At 74.0% G+C, this 17,873-nt stretch carries 18 protein-coding genes; 10 read left to right on the forward strand and 8 right to left on the reverse strand.

Features of this window, described 5'->3' with window-relative positions; translation table 11 throughout:
• Nucleotides 1-6: 6 nt before the first annotated feature.
• Entirely contained in the window at nt 7-1,182 is a 1,176-nt protein-coding gene (locus O7602_RS14375) for an SGNH/GDSL hydrolase family protein (protein WP_281589594.1), read from the forward strand.
• 45 nt (nt 1,183-1,227) lie between these two features.
• Here O7602_RS14375 and O7602_RS14380 read toward each other — a convergent pair whose 3' ends face one another.
• Together O7602_RS14380 and O7602_RS14385 are read right to left on the reverse strand one after the other, a co-directional pair.
• The gene (locus O7602_RS14380) at nt 1,228-1,803 is read right to left on the reverse strand and encodes a hypothetical protein (protein WP_281589596.1); all 576 of its coding nucleotides are present in this window, start codon (nt 1,801-1,803) and stop codon (nt 1,228-1,230) included.
• A 195-nt stretch (nt 1,804-1,998) separates the two neighbouring features.
• Nucleotides 1,999-2,268, reverse strand: a complete 270-nt coding sequence (locus O7602_RS14385) for a GlsB/YeaQ/YmgE family stress response membrane protein (protein WP_281589598.1) — start codon at nt 2,266-2,268, stop codon at nt 1,999-2,001.
• Nucleotides 2,269-2,409: 141 nt separating this feature from the next.
• Between O7602_RS14385 and O7602_RS14390 the strand changes: the two genes are divergently transcribed.
• Entirely contained in the window at nt 2,410-2,814 is a 405-nt protein-coding gene (locus O7602_RS14390; RefSeq protein ID WP_281589600.1) for a hypothetical protein, read from the forward strand.
• Nucleotides 2,815-2,852: 38 nt separating this feature from the next.
• On the opposite strand, the gene O7602_RS14395 is transcribed toward O7602_RS14390, so the two are convergent.
• Complete coding sequence (locus O7602_RS14395) at nt 2,853-4,955, reverse strand: PQQ-dependent sugar dehydrogenase (RefSeq protein WP_281589602.1); 2,103 nt, start codon at nt 4,953-4,955, stop codon at nt 2,853-2,855.
• 32 nt (nt 4,956-4,987) lie between these two features.
• Complete coding sequence (locus O7602_RS14400; RefSeq protein WP_281589605.1) at nt 4,988-5,938, reverse strand: LamG-like jellyroll fold domain-containing protein; 951 nt, start codon at nt 5,936-5,938, stop codon at nt 4,988-4,990.
• Between the two features lie 153 nt (nt 5,939-6,091).
• On the opposite strand from O7602_RS14400, the gene O7602_RS14405 reads away from it, so the two are divergent.
• Nucleotides 6,092-7,126 (forward strand): LacI family DNA-binding transcriptional regulator, encoded by a 1,035-nt coding sequence (locus tag O7602_RS14405; protein ID WP_281589606.1) that lies wholly within the window; start codon nt 6,092-6,094, stop codon nt 7,124-7,126.
• A 52-nt stretch (nt 7,127-7,178) separates the two neighbouring features.
• On the opposite strand, the gene O7602_RS14410 is transcribed toward O7602_RS14405, so the two are convergent.
• Genes O7602_RS14410 through O7602_RS14420 form a run of 3 tightly spaced genes read right to left on the reverse strand, consistent with a single transcriptional unit; the run spans nt 7,179 to nt 10,580 of the window.
• The gene (locus tag O7602_RS14410) at nt 7,179-9,122 is read right to left on the reverse strand and encodes a beta-propeller domain-containing protein (protein ID WP_281589608.1); all 1,944 of its coding nucleotides are present in this window, start codon (nt 9,120-9,122) and stop codon (nt 7,179-7,181) included.
• A 49-nt stretch (nt 9,123-9,171) separates the two neighbouring features.
• Nucleotides 9,172-9,468, reverse strand: coding sequence for a MoaD/ThiS family protein (locus O7602_RS14415; RefSeq protein ID WP_281589610.1), 297 nt, complete (start codon nt 9,466-9,468; stop codon nt 9,172-9,174).
• Nucleotides 9,465-10,580, reverse strand: a complete 1,116-nt coding sequence (locus O7602_RS14420) for an exo-alpha-sialidase (protein WP_281589611.1) — start codon at nt 10,578-10,580, stop codon at nt 9,465-9,467. Before O7602_RS14420 ends, O7602_RS14415 begins: the two co-directional genes overlap by 4 nt.
• 163 nt (nt 10,581-10,743) lie before the next feature.
• On the opposite strand from O7602_RS14420, the gene O7602_RS14425 reads away from it, so the two are divergent.
• From O7602_RS14425 to O7602_RS14440, 4 genes are all read left to right on the forward strand, one after another.
• Nucleotides 10,744-11,163, forward strand: a complete 420-nt coding sequence (locus O7602_RS14425; RefSeq protein ID WP_281589612.1) for an MmcQ/YjbR family DNA-binding protein — start codon at nt 10,744-10,746, stop codon at nt 11,161-11,163.
• A gap of 139 nt (nt 11,164-11,302) precedes the next feature.
• Nucleotides 11,303-12,979 carry a serine/threonine-protein kinase gene (locus tag O7602_RS14430; protein ID WP_281589614.1) on the forward strand — a complete coding sequence of 559 codons (1,677 nt, stop codon included), beginning with the start codon at nt 11,303-11,305 and terminating at the stop codon, nt 12,977-12,979.
• 125 nt (nt 12,980-13,104) lie between these two features.
• Nucleotides 13,105-13,551, forward strand: coding sequence for a CBS domain-containing protein (locus O7602_RS14435; protein ID WP_281589616.1), 447 nt, complete (start codon nt 13,105-13,107; stop codon nt 13,549-13,551).
• Entirely contained in the window at nt 13,548-14,846 is a 1,299-nt protein-coding gene (locus O7602_RS14440) for an ArsB/NhaD family transporter (RefSeq protein ID WP_281589618.1), read from the forward strand. Before O7602_RS14435 ends, O7602_RS14440 begins: the two co-directional genes overlap by 4 nt.
• A gap of 10 nt (nt 14,847-14,856) precedes the next feature.
• Here the strand turns inward: O7602_RS14440 and O7602_RS14445 are convergent, their stop codons facing one another.
• A complete protein-coding gene (locus tag O7602_RS14445; protein WP_281589619.1) occupies nt 14,857-15,375 on the reverse strand; it encodes a GNAT family N-acetyltransferase in 519 nt (172 codons plus the stop codon).
• 91 nt (nt 15,376-15,466) lie between these two features.
• On the opposite strand from O7602_RS14445, the gene O7602_RS14450 reads away from it, so the two are divergent.
• From O7602_RS14450 to O7602_RS14460, 3 genes are all read left to right on the forward strand, one after another.
• Nucleotides 15,467-15,706, forward strand: coding sequence for a hypothetical protein (locus O7602_RS14450; protein ID WP_281589620.1), 240 nt, complete (start codon nt 15,467-15,469; stop codon nt 15,704-15,706).
• A 26-nt stretch (nt 15,707-15,732) separates the two neighbouring features.
• A complete protein-coding gene (locus tag O7602_RS14455; protein WP_281589622.1) occupies nt 15,733-16,152 on the forward strand; it encodes an ASCH domain-containing protein in 420 nt (139 codons plus the stop codon).
• 320 nt (nt 16,153-16,472) lie between these two features.
• Nucleotides 16,473-17,870 (forward strand): acyl-CoA synthetase, encoded by a 1,398-nt coding sequence (locus O7602_RS14460; RefSeq protein WP_281589623.1) that lies wholly within the window; start codon nt 16,473-16,475, stop codon nt 17,868-17,870.
• Nucleotides 17,871-17,873: the final 3 nt, after the last annotated feature.

Raw genomic sequence — 17,873 nt, forward strand, 5'->3', positions numbered from 1 at the left:
CGGATCATGACCTCCCCGCACCCCTCGATCACCACGCCGATCACCCCCGAGCTGCTGCGCGGCGCGCTCGACCTGGAGACCACCGCGCACGGCGTGCTGCCGCACCGGCTGCCCGCCCGGGCCCGGGCGCAGAACACCGACCCGCAGGTGGCGATGGCGGAGGCGATGCCGTCCGGCGTACGGCTGCTGTTCCGCACCCGCGCCAGCGTCGTCGAGCTGGACGTGCTCGCCACCAAGATGGTCTACCGGGGCGCGCCGCCGCGCCCGGACGGCCGCTACGACCTGCTTGTCGACGGGCGCCTCGCCGGCCAGGGCACGGCCGGCGGCGGCAAGGTGCTCGCCATCGACCTGACCACCGGCGCCGTGACCAACGAGCCGGGTCCGGTCGCCACGGTCGGCTTCACCGACCTGCCCGCCGGCGACAAGGAGGTGGAGATCTGGCTGCCGCAGCGGGAGATCACCGAACTGGTGGCACTGCGCACCGACGCGCCGGTGGAGACCGTCGGCGACCGCGGCCGGCGGGTGTGGTTGCACCACGGCAGCTCGATCAGCCACGGCTCGGACGCCGAGAGCCCCACCAGCACGTGGCCCGCCATCGCCGCCGGGCTCGCCGGAGTCGAGCTGGTCAACCTCGGGTTCAGCGGCAGCGCGCTGCTCGACCCGTTCACCGCGCGGGCGATGCGGGACACCCCGGCGGACCTGATCAGCGTCAAGATCGGCATCAACCTGGTGAACAGCGACGTGATGCGGCTGCGCGCGTTCACCCCGGCGGTGCACGGGTTCCTCGACACCCTCCGCGAGGGGCACCCGGACACCCCGCTGCTCGTCGTCTCGTCGATCTTGTGCCCGGTGCAGGAGGACACACCCGGCCCCGGCGCCGCCGACCTCAGCACCGGCACGCTCCAGTTCCGCGCCACGGGTGACCCGGCCGACCAGGCCGCCGGCAAGCTCACCCTGCGGGTCATCCGCGCGGAACTGGCCCGGATCGTGGCCGCCCGGGCCGCCGAGGACCCGCACCTGCACTACCTGGACGGGCTGGAGCTGTACGGGGAGGCGGACTTCGCCGAGCTGCCGCTGCCCGACCAGCTGCACCCCGACCCGGTCGCGGACCGCCGCATCGGCGAGCGCTTCGCCGCGCTGGCGTTCGGCCCGGGCGGCCCGTTCGCCGCCGTCCCTTCCTGAGAAACCGGCCCGGCCGGGACGCCGCGAGCGTCCCGGCCGGCTCCGTCAGGGAGTGCGGGTCCCCACGATCGGGGGTGGCTCCTGGCGGCGGACGTCGAGGATCGGTGCGCCGTACTCCTCCTTGGCCGCCTCGAACGCGTCGCGGAAGGCGCGGAACCGCCGCTTGACCTCCGGCGCGGACTGCGACTCGTCCGACTCGCTGTGGAACACGCGCAACGTCCGTTGCAGCCTGACCGCCTGCTGGTGACCGAGCATGGACTGTTCGCGGTCACGGACGATCCCCTGCACGAGCTGGCCGGATGCGGCGAGGAGCCCGAGCGCCGCCGGCACCCAGGTGGGCGCCGAGACCGCCAGCGCGAACGGAACCGCGAGCGCCGAGACGCCCGACGCCACGGCGACGCACTGGTAACGGATCGAGCGGACCCGTGCCACGCCGACCACCGCCGCGATGTGACTCTGGGCCCAGCTCACGTAGTCACGCTCGGCCTTGTTCAACTCGCCCGGCGGCTCGTACCTGCGGAACGCGCGTGGATCGGGTCGGCTCTCCTCGGTGAGCAGGGTCCGCGCCACCGCCAGGATCACCAGCGGCACGGTCACGCCGACGACCGCACGTCGAGGCATGCGTACCTCCCGATCAGGCTCCGCGGCCGAGACGTCGGCGCGTCCTCGCCCAAGCCGCAGCGTAGACAGTGCCGGCAACCGGCGCCGCGCCGATCACGTCCGGCACACGCCGTATCGACCGCGGAGCGGACCCCGGCATGACGCCGGGGTCCGGGCGCGGACCCGCCGTCATGCCGGCCCGGGGGTGCGGTCGGGTCAGAGTCGCCGTCGGCCGTACGTGCCGGCGACGATGGCCACACCGACCGCGGCGAAGATCACCTGGATCAGCAGCTCGATCCAGTCGATGCCGCTGGTGTCGGCCACGTCGAGCGCGCCGGCGACGGCCGTGCCGAGGAGTGCGGCGACCACGCCGATGACCAGGGTGAGCCAGATCGGGATGTTCTGTTTGCCAGGTACGACCAGCCGGCCCGCCGCGCCGATGACCAGGCCGATGATGATGCCGGAGACGATGCCGCCGACGTGCATGGTTGCCGCCCTTCCACGGGGGTACGAGTCGACCGACTGATTGCCCGGGGCAACGAAAAATCAAACCGGGTGGCGGGCTGGCCGGACCACCGTCGACGGGGTGTGATGGTCGGACGAACCGGCGCACCCGAGGAGGACCCCATGGCGCACGGCCCGGTGCTCGTCATCGGACTCGACCCGGTCCGGATCCCCGGCTGGGACCCGGAGCCGGTGGTGGCCGCGATCGCGCGCGGCCACGCCCGCTTCGCCGAACACGGGATCGAGGCCGACCTGTGCCTCACCGCGACCGACGCGGACGCCGAACGGGAGATCGCGGCGGCGTTGACCCGGCGGGACTACGCCTGCGTGGTGATCGGCGGCGGCATCCGCAAGCACGAGCCGCTGCTGGCGTTCTTCGAGCAGGTGATCAACCTGGTGCACCGGCACGCGCCGGGCGCGGCGATCGCCTTCAACAGCAGACCTGACGACACCGTGGACGCCGCCCTGCGCCGGCTCGGTTCCGACCCCGCCGATTCACGGAAACAGTGGCCATCCCCCACGGAATAGCCACGGTTTCCGTGAATCAGCGCGGCGGAGGGGGTGCGTCAGGCCGGCTTGCCGGTCACGGTGAGGTTCCGCGTGCGACCCTCGTTGTCGAACGAGCCGAAGCCCACCCGACCCGAGGTGAACGTGGTGTCCCTCGCGGTCATCAACGGATCGGAGTGCCCGTCGACGTAGACGGCGATCTCGCCGGTGGCGGGCAGGTGCACCACCCGCACGTCGTGCCACTTCGCGTCGGTGACCGCCGGGTTCGCGCCCCGGGAGCGGCCGTTCCACTGGTGGTCGATGCGCTCGCGGTCGGCGTTGTCCACCTTGAAGATGCCGTTGTGCGGATAGATCGTGTTGTCGGTGGACAGGTGCGCGTAGTAGTACTGCGTGTCCGACTGCCAGCCGAACACGATGATCACGTCGCGGTTGGTCACCTCGACCGGGGTGTCGAGGCGTACCTTGGCGTCGATCCGGACCGACGTCCAGGCCGGGCCCTTGGTCAGCACCGCGTACTCGAAGGGACGCCGCGGGCCCTCGGGCGCGTCGCCGGCCTCGGCGAGGATCACCTGGTTGCCCTCGAACCGCCACTTCGACGGCGTCCGCGGCGCCCAGTTCCCGGCGCCGCCGGTGTTGGTCACCCGGGTCCGGCCCACGTCGCCGTCCGCCACCTTCTTCGTGCCGACCACCTTCCAGATTGTGCCATTGGCCTTGGCCAGCAGGTAGAGCTCGCCGGCCGCGTCGGTGCCGAAGCGCAGGTCGACCCGGTTGGGGTCGCCGGGCGCGCCGGGCGCGGACAGGTCCTGCATGCGCACCAGGTCACCGGCGGGCGTGTACAGCGCGAGGCGGTGGATCTCGGCGAGCCCCCGGCCGCGCCGCATCTCCCTCGCCTCGGTGTAGAGGACGCGGCCGTCGACCAGGTCGCCGAAGACGTACTTGCCGGTCAACGCCGGCAGGGTCCGGCCCCGGTAGACGAACCCGCCGGCCACCGCGACCCCGACGTCCGAGGTGCAGTTCCAGTCCGCGGCCGGGTCGTGGTCGTACGCGGCGACCGGGTACGTGTAGCCGTACGTCGCGTCGTCGGCCGGCAGCGGGTAGAGCTTGTCGCACGGGTTCGTGGCGGTCTTGTCGAACACCCAGTTGCCCTCGCGCTCGCTCCAGCCGAAGTTGTCGCCGGCGCGTACCTCGTAGATGGACTCGACCGCGTGCTCGCCGATGTGGCCCAGGTACATCTTTCCGGTGGCCTGGTCCCAGGAGAACCGGTGCGGGTCGCGGAAGCCGACGGCGTAGATCTCGCCGAGCGCGCCGGCGCGCGTGACGAACGGGTTGTCGGCGGGGATGCCGTAGCGGCCGTTGGGGGCGTTGGCGCCGCGCGGGTCGATGCGCAGCAGCTTGCCGTGCGGCAGGCCCATGTTCTGCGGGTCGCCGTTGCGGTAGCCCTGGCCGCCGTCGCCGACGGCGAGGTAGAGCATCCCGTAGTCCCGGTCGCGCGGCTTCGCGGTCGGGTTGAAGTTGATCTCCTGAACGCCGTGGATCTGGCCGGCGAAGCCGATGCGCAGCAGCTCCCGGTGGGTGCCGGCGAACGTGTCGGCGGCCGGGTCGCTCGCCGTCCACTCGGTGATGACGGCCTGGTAGATGGTGTTCGGCTGGGCGTAGTCGGGCGTCCGGGTGGCGAGCGTGGCCTGCTCGGTGTGGATGGTGTAAAAGCGACCGTTGCGGCCGAACTCCGGGTGGAACGCCACGTAACCGAAGCCCTGGCCGAGGCCGCGGCCGGAGAAGAACTGCGGCGCGAAGGTGGCGGCCACGTCGAGGTAGACGTGCGGCACCCCGTCGCGTACGAGATAGAGGTTGCCGTTGAGGTCGGGCACCGCGCGGCGGCCGGAGCGATCCGGCAGCTCGCTGATGGTGTTGATCCGGGCCTTACGGTTCAGGCGCTCGTCGACGGGCGTCGGGTTGGGGGTGGACTGCGGGAAGCTGGCGTACTCCTGGAGCACCAACCCGAGGCGGGACTGGGTGGGGCTGGCCGGGATCGGGTCGTAGACCGCCCCGGCGGCCTGGGCGGGCACGCCGACCACTGTGGACAGGACGAGGGTGGCGGCGGTGACGCCGGCGGTCAACACGGCTCTGCGGAGCCGGCCGGCGCTGCCACGGCGGTGGGACACGCGGTTCTCCTTTTCGGTCGGGCGGTGGCGCGTCATCGGCTCATCAGCCGGTACTGCGCGGCGATGTCGCGGGCCGGCACGACGGTGTCGAGGAACATCAGCCCGTCCATCCGGCAGTCGCAGGGATTGCGTTCGAGGGTGTCCTGCGGGAAGCTCCCGCCGAGCTTGATGCCACGCGGGTCGGTGGCGCTCGTGACGTGCGGGCCGGGGCCGTCGAGCTGCCAGGGGTCGCCGGCGGTGGTGTAGAAACCGTCGACCGGGCGGCCGTCGCGGTAGAGCGCCATGGTGCCCCGGGTGAAGTCGTACGTGGCGGCCAGGTGCACCCACGTGCCCTTGGGCAGCAGCGTGCGCCAGTCCTCCCGGGCGGCGAACGTCTGCGAGGCGCCGCCGTCGACGCGCCGGCCGAGCGCGACCAGCCGCAGCTCACCGTTGACGTCGATGAGTTCGAGCAGCGCGCGCACGCCGTGCCCGTCGGAGTCGCCGGTGAGCACGCCGGCCAGGCCGATGGCGTTGTAGCGGTCCGTCGGGTCGGCGGTGGTGGAGTTCAGCGCCGGGCCGTCCATCTCGCGCTTGAACCAGCCCATCACGGTGGTGCCGCCGGTCGCGGCGAACGGGCGAAGCGTGCGTACGCCGCTGGCGGACCAGATGCCCGCCTTCCAGTCGTCGTTGCCGGTGGCCGCCGGCGCGATCTGCCGGGTCTGCAACGCCCGGCCGCTGCCCGGGTACGCGCGGTCCGGCACCCGCATCGCCGCGCCGCCGTTGACCAGCTCGATCTCGGTGCCGGAGCGCCCCTGGTCGCGTTCCAGCGCGGGATCGCCGGGGACCGGGTGGTCGAAGTCGTAGTAGGCGACCAGGTGTGACCGCAGGGCGGGGTGGACGTCGGGCGGTCCGGGCCGGTCGGCGTTGGCCGGGCTCGCGGCGGCGACGAGTGCCAGCGCCAGCGCGGTGGTGGCCGCCGCGGCGGCCGTCTGAGGTCTTCTCATGGTGGTGGTGCTCCCTTCGTCGGTGTGAGGTGGTGTCGAAGGTGGATCACCAAGCTGCGAAAGCGCTTACGTAAGCGCTTTCGTACCCTATGCTTGTCGGCACGCCCCAGGCAAGAGCGCGGCGCGGATCAATGGCCTTCCAGGAGTTTGTCGATGCCCCGACCCGGTCCCCGGCTGCGCCTCGCCGACGTCGCCGAACGCGCCGGCGTGTCCCTCGCCACCGCCTCCCGCGCCCTGGCCGGCCGCGACGGCGTGAGCGAGGAACTCGCCCGGCACGTCCGGCAGGTCTCCCGGGAGCTGGGCTACGTCGCCAACCCGTACGCCCGCACCCTGGCCGGTGGCGCCACCTCCACGGTCGGCCTGATCGTGCACCAGGTCGACGACCCCTACTTCTCCGAGATCGCCAGCGGAGTCATCGAGGTCGCCGCCGAGCAGGGGCTCCTCGTCCAGATCGCCCACTCCGGCCGCGACCCGGAGAACGAGCTGCGCCAACTGCGGCACCTGATCGCCCAGCGGGTCGGCATCATCCTGATCGCCGGCTCCGGCTACGACGACCCGGGTGTCGAGGCGCAGGCCCGCGACGAGTTGGCCGATTTCCAACGCGGCGGCGGCCGGGTCGCCGTGGTCGGGCGACACGCGCTCGGCGTGGACGCGGTGGTGCCGGACAACGAGGCCGGCGGCCACGCCCTCGGCGCGCACCTGCTCGCCCTCGGGCACCGCCGGATCGCGGTGGCGGCCGGCACGCCCGGCCTGACCACCGTCGCCGACCGGCTAGCCGGGGTGACGGCCGCGCTGGTCGCCGCCGGCCACTCCCCCGACGAGATGGCCGTGGTGCACTCCGACTTCACCCGCGACGGCGGTCGGGTGGCGGCCGAACGGATCCTCGGCGCCCACCCGGAGAGCACCGCGATCGTCGCGCTCAACGACGCGATGGCGATCGGGGTGCTCTCCGTGCTGCGGGCCCGGCGCATCCCGGTGCCGGAGCGGATCTCCGTGGTCGGGTTCGACGACGTGTCGGTCGCCGCCGACCTGGCGCCGAGCCTGACCACGGTGCGGCTGCCGATGACCGAGATGGGACGGACGGCGTTGCAGCTCGCCCTGAAGCCCCGGGCCACCCGGCCGCGCCGGCGCTCCACCGGCCACACGCTCATCGTCCGCGACTCGACCGGCCCGGCGCCGACCCCCTGACCCGGCCTCCCGACACAGCTTTCCGGGCCGGGTCGGTCGGGTCGGTCGGCGGTCAGGTTGTGGGGAGCCAGGCCAGCGTCGTCATGCCGGCCAGGCCGGTCGCCTTCAGGCCGGCGTCGGAGACCGTCCAGAGCACGTCGCCGACCACGAGCGACCGGCGGATCCGCGTCCAGTCCACGCCGTCGGTCAGGGCCGGTGGGTGCTCGACCGTGCCGGCCACGGTGAACCCGCCGTCGCCGACCCGCAGCGCCAGCGCCCCGGTGCCCGGTTCACCCGCGCCCACCCCGCCGCCGGCCCGGTCGGTGGCCACGCCGGGCCGGGTCACCGGGATCACCAGCAGGTGTTCCGGCGCCCAGTAGAGGAACGCGTGCGGGTCGGACTCGGCGTCGGACCAGCCCTGCGCGACGTGGTGCCGGGCGACCCGGGTCGGGCGGGCCGGGTCGGCGACGTCGAACAGCGACACCTGCGTGCCCTGGACCCGGCCCCGGTCGGTGGCCTCCTGCCCGACGCCGAACAACCGGCCGTCCCCGGCCGGGTGCAGGTACGAGGAATACCCGTTGATCTTCAACTCGCCGGTCACCCGGGGCGCGGCGGGATCGCGCAGGTCCACCGTGTAGAGCGGGTCGGTCTGCCGGAACGTCACCACGTATCCGGTCTCGCCGAGGAACCGCACCGCGAAGATCCGCTCACCGCGGCCCAGCCCGGTGACCTGGCCGACCGGCTTGAGTTTCGCGCCGTCGGTGCGCAGCACGTACACCCCGGAGGTGGAGTCGGTCCCGCGACGCCTGCCGTCGTCGGTGGTGGTGGCCACCCGCAGGTGACCGTTCCACTCGGACAGCGCGTACTGGTTGATCAGCCAGCCCGGCACCGAGCCGGCGGCGACGTAGCGCGGAGTGCCCGAGCGGGTGTCGAACTGGTAGATCTCGGTGGTTTCCGCCGGCCGGACCGACGACGTGCCCGCCCGCCACCAGCGCCGGTCATTGGTGAGATAGAGCCGCGGGCCGCTGCTGTAGACGGTGTCGCCGTCGGCCGCGACGGTCACCGGGTCGCCCGTGCCGAGGGCGGTCGCGGCAAGGTCGAAGCTGAGCACGGTCACCATCGAGGCGCCGGAGAAGCCGGCCGGCCGGCTGACCCGGTCGCAGCCGACCCGCCCGCCGGTCGTGCGTCCACCCTCGCGGACCTCGTACCGGGGCAGCCAGTCGTCGAGCGTCGCCTTGGCGATGACGGCGCGGTTGGCGGCGGTACGCCTGGCGTCCGTGCCTTTGGGCGGCGGCGCGAAGGCCAGGCGGGGCGTGGAGCGGACCACCACCCGGGCGGTGGCGCCGACCTGCCGGGCGTCGACCAGGCTGCCGTCGATCCGGTAGTCGCCGACGACCTTCGGCGGCCCGGCCAGGTCCACCAGGACCAGTCGGGCCTCGGGTGCGCTCGGGGCCGGTCGACCCTTCGACGCGGCGGACTTGGCCACCCACCGGGCGGGGAGCAGCACCAGCGCCCGATCGCCGTGCAGCAGCAGGCCGGCGTCACCACCGGAGAACCGCTGCGCGGACGGCGTATCGATCGCCAGCCGCCCGGTGAGCTTGCGGCTCACCGGGTCCACCACGGACAGCACGCCCCGGGTGACCGTCACGATCCGCCGCCCGTCGGTCTTGACCAGGTCCGGCTCGTCCACCCCGGCCTCGTGCACGGTGGTGCCGGAGAAGCCGCCGGTGGACGCGCCCGCGGCGTCCTTCGCCGCGCCCGCCGCGGAGGCGCGTTCCGCGGCGGCGAACGGCGCGGCGTCGCCGTCCGGCCCGAAGCCCCACGGGCCGACCGCGGCCTTCGCGGCGCTCCGCAGCTGCTTCAGCGCCTCGTCGCACGAGTCGAAGGCGACAAGTCGCAGCCCGCCCGCCGGCCCGCCCCGGTCGCGGGGCGGTGGGGCGGACGGGTGCGCGGTGCATCCGGCGAGGGTCAGCGCGGCGACCATCGCCCATCCGACGGTCCGGGTTCTGCCAGTCATGGTTCGTCAGACGTGACCGCGCCGCACCTGGTTCCCCGACGTGCGGCGCTCAGCCGCCGGCCATCGCGCCGAGCACGATGAACGGCTCCTTGCCGGCGACCACCTCCTCGGGCAGCGGCGCATCCGGCGGCTCGTTCGACAGGTCCAGCTCGCAGGCGTAGAAGCGGACGAACGGGCGGCGCTCGCCGCTGCGCCGGTCACGGATCGTGCCCAGCAGCATCGGGTACGCCGCCTCCAGCGCGTCGAGCACCTCACGCTGGGTGGGCGGCCCGGCCACCTCGACGCGGACCTCGCCGGCGACGTGCGCCAGGTTCTTCAGGTGGGCCGGCAGCACGACCCGGATCACGGCAGCACCTGGACCTCGACGGAGAGCACCGCGGGCAGGTCGCGCACGATCGGCGCCCAGGTGTCGCCGTCGTCCGCCGAGTGGTAGACCTGGCCACCCGTGGTGCCGAAGTAGATGCCGCACGGGTCGAGCGTGTCGACCGCCATCGCGTCGCGCAGCACGTTGACGTAGCAGTGCGACTGCGGCAGGCCCTCGGTCAGCGGCTCCCACCGCTCGCCGCCGGTGCGGCTGCGGTAGACGCGCAGCTTGCCCTCCGGCGGGTAGTGCAGCGAGTCGCTGGTGATCGGCACGACGTAGACCGTCTCCGGCTCGTGCGCGTGCACCGCGATCGGGAAGCCGAAGTCGGTCGGGAGGTCGCCGCTGACCTCCCGCCAGCTCGCGCCGGCGTCGTCGGTGCGCATCACGTCCCAGTGCTTCTGCATGAACAGCGTGTCCGGCCGGGACGGGTGCTGGGCGAGGCGGTGCACGCAGTGGCCGACCTCGGAATCGGTGTCGGGGATCTCCCCCGAGCGCAGCCCCTTGTTGATCGGCAGCCAGCTCGCGCCGCCGTCGTCGCTGCGGAACGCCCCGGCGGCGGAGATCGCGACGTAGATCCGGTCGCGGTCGGCCGGGTCGAGGATGATCGTGTGCAGGCACATGCCGCCGGCGCCGGGCTGCCAGGACGGGCCGGTCGGGTGCTGGCGCAGCGCGGTCAGCTCCGACCACTTCTCACCGCCGTCGTTGGACAGGTAGAGCGCGGCGTCCTCGCCGCCCGCGTAGACCGTCTCGGGGTCGTGGCGGGACGGCTCGAGGTGCCAGATCCGCTTGAACTCCCACGGTCGGGGCGTGCCGTCGAACCAGAGGTGTTCCCCGACCTCGCCGGCGTAGGCGAAGTCGTTGCCGACCGGCGTCCAGGTCCGGCCGCCGTCGTCCGAGCGCTGGATGAGCTGCCCGAACCAGCCGCCGGACTGGGACGCGTAGAGCCGCTCCGGTGCGACCGGCGAGCCGGTCAGGTGGTAGATCTCCCAGCCGCCGAAGTGAGGCCCGTCGACCGTCCAGTCGCCGCGCCGCCCGTCGGACGTCAGGATGAACGCGCCCTTGCGCGTGCCCACAAGTACCCGTGTCGTCGTCACGTCTCGTCCTCCATTCGATGGTTCCCCAGGTCCGACCGTGCGCCGCGCCGAAACTCATCGCTGTCGTACTCCCCGGGTACGACAATCGGCGTAGGCGCAGGTGGCGGCGGGGTCGCCACGCCGGCCGCCGGGAATTGTCGGTGCGAGTCGTTACCCTGCGCGCATGACCGGGCCCGGAGACGTACCCCCCGCCTACCTCGACCGGCTGCGGCCGGTCTGCCTCGGCCTGCCGGAGACCTACGAGGAGCCGGCCTGGGTCGGCACGCGCTGGCGGGTCCGCACGCGCACGTTCGCCCACGTGCTCACCGTCGACCCCGACCACCAGGCGGCGTACGCGCGGGCCGCGGCGACCGGCGAGCCGATCTGCGCGCTGACGTTCCGCTCCCCCGGCGACGAGATCGCCGGGTTGATCGCCGCCGGTCCGCCGTTCTTCAAGCCGGGGTGGGGCGCCGACGTGGTCGGCATGGCACTCGACGGCCGGACGGACTGGGCCGAGGTCGCCGAGTTGCTCACCGAGAGCTACTGCGTGCTCGCCCCGAAGAAGCTTGTCGCACGGGTCACGCGCCCGTTCGGCCCGATGTGACCCGACCCGCCGGGGGTGCCGCCGTCACCCCGTTTCCGGCTACCGTGTCCGGGGTAGCACTGCCGTAACCCGGGCCCGTCGCCGCGCAGGTCCCGGGGGCAGCGACCGACGCGGCCGACGAGACCGCCGGGGGGTGAGCGTGCGGGTGCTGGCAGGGCGTTACCGGCTGGTCGAGCAGATCGGCCGGGGCGGAACGGCGATCGTCTGGCGCGCCGTCGACGAACTCCTCGGGCGGACCGTAGCGGTGAAGCTGCTCGACTCCGACGCCGCCGACGACCGCTGGTGGCGGGCCGCGGTACGGGCCGAGGCGCGGGCGGCAGCCCGCCTGAACCATGCGAACGTGGCCGCCGTCTACGACTACGGCGAGGCCCGCACCGCCGGGTTGCGCCGGCTGCCCTTCCTGGTGCTGGAATACGTCGAGGGCGAGACGCTCGCCGACGCGTTACGCCGCGACGGGGCCCTGGACTGGCCGCGGGCTGTCCGGGTCTGCGCGGAGGTCGCGGCCGGGGTCGCCGCCGTGCACGCCGCCGGCCTGGTGCACCGTGACCTGAAGCCGGGCAACGTGCTGCTGTCGCCCGCCGGGCCGAAGCTTGTCGATCTCGGGATCGCGCTCGCGGTCGGTGCCGACACCGTGAACGGTCGGGGCGAGATCCGGGGCACGCCCGCCTACATGGCGCCGGAGCAGCTGCTCGGCGAGGTCGCCGTGCCCGCCAGCGATGTCTACGCCCTCGGCCTGCTGCTCACCGAGTGCCTGACCGGGCGCCGCCCGGTGCGCCCCGACGAGCCCGAACGCGACGACCACCTCGCCGACCTCCCGGTCGACGGCGTCCCGGACGCCGTCGACGGCCTCCGACGGGCCTGCCTGGCGCCGCAGGCCGGGGACCGGCCGACGGCCGACGAGGTGGCCCGCCGGCTCGGCGCGACCGTCGCGGCCCCCCAGGCGCGGATGCGGCCCGCCGTGGCCGGCCACCCGGCCGCCCCTCCGACGGTGGCCACCGGGACCGCCCGTTCGCGACGCCGCCGGGCGCTGCTGGTGGGCAGCCTGCCGGTCGCCCTGGCGGGCGCGGTGCTCGCCGCCCAGCTGCCCGGGCTCTCGTCGACCGGCGACGCCGCCGAGGGCGCGGCGGAGCTGCCGTCCGCCGCGCCGTTCGGGTGTGCCGTCGCCTGGTCGTCGGACCGGGCGACGGACGGCACGTTCGGCGCCGACGTCACCGTCGAGGTGAGCGGGCCGCGACCGGCCGGCGAGCCGGTGTTGTCCTTCCGGCTTCCCCCCGGCCAGCGGCTCACCGCGCCGCTCGACCGCTGGCAGTCGGGTCGCCAGGTGCGCCTGCCGGTCACGGTGGACCGGGCCGGCACGACGCGGCTCCCGCTGCGGGGCACCTGGACGGACCGCACCGGCACCGCCGCCGACTCGTTCGCGGTCGGCGGCGTGCCGTGCCGACGGTCCGCGATCGTCACCATCGGCGACACCCGCTCCGCGACCGGCCCGTCCCGACCCGAGGCGCCCCCGACCACCGAGCCGGTCCGGGCCGACGCTCCGCCGTCCGACGCCATGCCCGACAGCGAGCCCACCGCCGATCCCCAGCCGTCCGGCCCGGCGAGCGACGAACCGTCGCACTCCGCCACGCCGTCGCCGTCCACCAGCCCGTCGCGCTCCGCCACCCCGTCGGAGTCGGCGACACCGCCCCCACCGACCGCCGACCCCACCGGGACGACCGAGCCGCCGACGACGCCCCCGACCGGGCCCGACGGCGAGGCGGCGGAGCCGACCGGCACCACAACGGCCGGCGACACCGATCCCGACACCCGGGCCTGAGCACCGGCAGGATCACCAGAGGTACGCCGAGGCGGCGCCGAACGGGCGACTAGGGTGAGCACCGGCGTGCCGGCAAGCCGGCCGGTAGTTGACCGTCGTGTTCCGAAGCTGCGGCAGGAGTCATCGTGCGAGCCCGAGACCTGGCTGTCCCGTTCCCCTCCATCACGCTGTCCTCGCCCGTGCTGGAGGCGGCCCGGTTGCTGGCGGACAACAACCTGCCCGGGCTGATCGTGGTCGACGACCGGGAGCGCCCGGTGAGCGTCCTGCCCGGCGCGCAGGTGCTGCGCCTGGTGATCCCCGGCTACTGCCGGGAGGACCCCACCCTGGCCCGGATGATCGACGAACCCACCGCCGACGTGTTCTTCCGGGGAGCGGAAGGTCGGACCGTGCGGGACCTGCTGCCCCGCGATCGACCGGAGCCGCCGGTGGTCGAACCGCAGGCGACGGTGCTGGAGGTCGCCGCCGTGATGGCGCAGCGGCTCAGCCCGCTGGTGGCGGTGGCGCCCCGCGGCGAGCCGATGATCGGCGGCATCACCCTGGACGCCCTGCTCGACCGGATGCTGGCCGCATGACCGGGCTGGCCTGGGCCTCGGTTGCCGTCTTCACCGTCGCGTACGTCCTGATCGCCACCGAGAAGATCCACCGGGTCGCCGCCGCGCTCGGCGGGGCGGCGGTGATGTTCCTGATCGGCGCCACCGACGCCGGGCACGCCTTCTTCTCCGAAGAGTCCGGCATCGACTGGAACGTGATCTTCCTGCTGATCGGCATGATGCTCATCGTCTCCGTACTCAAACGCACAGGCGGTTTCGAGTACGTGGCGGTCTGGGCGTCGAAGCGGGCGCGGGGCCGCCCGTACCGGGTGATGGTGATCCTCGTGCTGATCACGGCGGTGGCGTCGGCGGCGCTCGACAACGTCACCACCGTGCTGCTCATCGCCCCGGTGACGTTCCTGGTCTGCGAACGGCTCGGGGTGCCGGCGGTGCCGTTCCTCATCGCCGAGGCGATGGCCTCGAACATCGGCGGCACCGCCACCCTGGTGGGCGACCCGCCGAACATCATCATCGGCAGCCGGGGCGGGCTGTCGTACAACGACTTCCTGGTCCACCTCGCGCCGCTGGTGGTGCTGCTGCTCGTGGTCTTCCTCGGGTTGTGCCGGCTGATGTTCCGCGACGCGTTCCGCTACGACGCGGAGCGGGCCGCGCAGATCGCCGCCCTGCGCGAGCGCGACGCCATCCGCGACCGCCGGCTGCTGATCCTCGGACTGGCCGTGCTCGCGGCGGTGACCGTGGCGTTCGTGCTGCACACCGTGCTGGACCTGGAACCGGCGGTGGTCGCGCTGCTCGGCGGGCTGCTGCTGCTGGCGCTCTCCCGGCTCGACGCCGGGGAGGTCAGCCGGGACGTGGAGTGGCCGACCCTGGTGTTCTTCGCCGGCCTGTTCATCATGGTCGGCGCGCTGGTCAACACCGGCGTGGTCGAGCAGATCTCGCAGGCCGCCATCAACGCCACCGAGGGCCGGCTGCTGCCGGCGTCGCTGGTGCTGCTGTGGGGGTCGGCGGTGCTGTCGGCGATCGTCGACAACATCCCGTACGTGGCGACGATGAGCCCGGTGGTGGCGGATCTCGTGCACGCCCAGGGCGGCGGCGGGCAGTCGCGGGTGCTGTGGTGGGCGCTGGCGCTCGGCGCGGACCTCGGCGGCAACGCCACCGCCGTCGGCGCCTCGGCCAACGTCGTCGTGCTCGGCCTGGCCGAACGCGCCGGACAGCGGATCACCTTCTGGCAGTTCACCCGCTACGGCCTGCTGGTCACCCTGGTCACCGTCGGGCTGGCGATGCCGTACCTGTGGCTGCGCTACTTCGCCTTCGCCTGAGCGTCCCCGCTCAACCGAGCTTCTTGCGCAGCGTCTCGAACGCCAGGTCCGGGCGGCGCGGCAGACCGAACCGCTCGTCGCCGTACGGGAACGGGCTCAGCTCGCCGGTGCGGACGTAGCCGCGCCGCTCGTACCAGGCGATCAGGTCCTCGCGCTGCACGATCACGGTCATCCACAGCTCGCCGGCGTGCCAGCGGTCCCGGGCGAACCGCTCGGCCCCGGCCAGCAGCTCACGGCCCAGCCCGCCGCCCTGCTCGGCCGGCGCGACCGCGAACATGCCGAAGTAGGCGTGGTCGTCGCGCCGCTCCAGCTGGCAGCAGGCGACCAGGCGTCCGTCACGCTCCGCCACCAGGACCACGCCGTCCGGGCCCGCCACCGCTGCGGCCACCATCTCCGGGTCGGTGCGCTGCCCGTCGAGCAGGTCGGCCTCGTGGGTCCAGCCGGTCCGGGCGCGGTCCCCCCGGTACGCCGACTCGATCAGGTCGACCAGGGCGGGCACGTCGGCGGGCCGGGCGGTACGGGTGTTCATCGGCGCTCCACGGTCGGGGTTCGGCATACCGGGCCAGGGTACGCAGCATGCCGGTCCTCCGGCGGCGCGGGACGGCCGGACGTGGCGCGGCGTGGTTGACTGCCCGGCAAACGGCGAGACCGACGCGTGGGTCCCGATCGAGGAGAGCCTCGCGGTGTGGCGGCGGGCGGCCCGCGACGCCGAGCTGACCGTGGCGCGGCTGACCGGCTGCGACCACGCGACCACGCTCGACGAGCGCGAGGACCTGGCCGGTGTCAGCGCGCAGTACGAGGCGGTCCTGCTGGACTGGTTGGGCCGGCGACTGGCGGCTCCGGAATCGCCTCGCCGCTGACCGCCGCCGTGGCTAGGCTGCCCGCCATGACCGCCGCCGAGCTGCCGATCGCCGAGTTCGCCTTCCCCGGCCCGCTGCGCGACCAGCTGGTCGCCGCCGTGCTCGACGGGACCAAGACCAGCACCACCGGGCTGCTCCAGGACTACGAGATCGACGGCGAGGCGCTGCCGGAGGTCGGCGCCCGGTTCGCGGTGGTCGACTCCGCCGGCGCGCCGGTGGCGGTGATCGAGGTGGTCGAGGTCCGCGTCGCCCGGGTCGGCGACGTGGACCTCGACCACGCCCGCGACGAGGGCGAGGGGTACGAGTCGGTCGCCGACTGGCGCGCCGGGCACGAGCGCTACTGGCACGGCGGCGACTACCGGGGGTGGCTCGGCGACCCGGCGTTCACCGTGGACGACGACACGCCGGCCGTGCTGGAGCGCTTCCGGCTCGTCGAGACGCTCTGACCCGGCTCGGTCGAACCACCGGGCCCGCACGTCCGCCCCGCCCGGCGGGAAGCGCAGCACGGTCACCACGAGCGTGATCGCCCGGCCGCCCGTACCGCCGAACCGGCCGCTGCCACCGCGCACGGCGGAGCGCTCTGGTCCGGCGCCCTTTGGGTGCACTCGTTGTCGTCATAGCAACAACGGGTGCACCCAAAGCCGGGGGCGCGGAGCGCGTAGGGGTGGTGGTTCCGCTTGGGGGGCCGATACGGTCAGGGCGTGTGAGGTCGGCCGCCACGGCCGGCGCGGGAGCCGACGTCGGCGGTGGCCGGAGAGGGGCATTCGTGGCGCTGCTGAGCTGGCTCGCCGAGTCCACCGACGAACGTCCGGACGCGGTCCGGGTGGACGACCGGTCGATGTCCTGGGTGGAGCTGCGTCGGGCGGCCACCGCCGTCGCCGACGAGCTACGCGGGGCCCGGCGGGTCGCGGTGCCCGCCACAACCAGCCTGGAGACCGTGGTCGGCGTGGTCGGCGGGCTGCTGGCCGGTGCGGCGGTGGTGCCGGTGCCGCCGGACGCCGGGCCGGTGGAACGCGACCACATCCTGCGCGACTCCGGGGCCGAGGCGCTGGTGACGCCGCCCGGCGCTGGTTCCGCGCCCCTGCCGGTCGTGCCGGTGGACCTGACCCGGCGCTCGGACACCCGGCACCCCGAGCCGGACGCTGCGGCCACCGCGCTGATCCTCTACACCAGCGGCACCACGGGCGCGCCCAAGGGCGCGGTGCTGTCCCGTCGCGCGGTCGCCGCCTGCCTGGACGGGCTCGCCGACGCCTGGGCGTGGACACCTGACGACCTGCTGGCGCACGGGCTGCCGCTGTTCCACGTGCACGGGCTCGTGCTCGGCGTGCTCGGCCCGCTGCGCGTCGGCAGCCGGCTGCGCCACGTCGGCCGGCCCCGCCCCGACCGGTACGCGGCAGCCGGCGGCTCGCTCTACTTCGGCGTACCCACGATCTGGTCGCGGATCGCGGCGGAACCGGCGGCGGCGCGGGCGCTGCGCGGCGCCCGGCTGCTGGTGTCGGGGAGCGCCGCGCTGCCCGAGCCGGTCTTCGCGGCGCTCGGCGGGCTGACCGGGCACCGGCCGGTCGAGCGGTACGGGATGACCGAGACGCTGATCACGGTGAGCGCCCGCGCCGACGGTCCGCGCCGGCCGGGCACGGTGGGTGTGCCGCTACCCGGCGTGCGCACCCGCGTGGTCGACGAGCACGGCGCCCCGCTGCCCGCCGACGGTGACGCCATGGGCGAGTTGCAGGTGCGCGGGGAGACGCTCTTCGACGGCTACCTCAACCGGCCGGACGCCGACGCCGCCGCCCGGACCGCCGACGGCTGGTTCCGCACCGGCGACGTGGCGACCGTCGGCCCGGACGGCTGGCACCGGATCGTCGGCCGGGCCGCCACCGACCTGATCAAGAGCGGCGGTTACCGGATCGGCGCGGGCGAGGTGGAGGACGCGCTGCTGGCCCATCCGGGCGTGCGGGAGGCCGCCGTCGTCGGCCTCCCCCATCCCGACCTGGGCCAGCAGGTCACCGCGTACGTGGTCGGCGACGGCCTGGGCGAGGCCGAGCTGATCGACTTCGTGGCCCGGCAGTTGTCCGTGCACAAGCGGCCCCGGCAGGTGCGGCTTGTCGACGCGCTGCCCCGCAACGCCATGGGCAAGGTGCAGAAGAGCCGGCTGGCCGAGGGCTGACGC

The sequence above is a fragment of the Micromonospora sp. WMMD1128 genome (assembly GCF_027497235.1).
In the GTDB taxonomy this organism is placed as follows: Bacteria; Actinomycetota; Actinomycetes; order Mycobacteriales; family Micromonosporaceae; genus Micromonospora.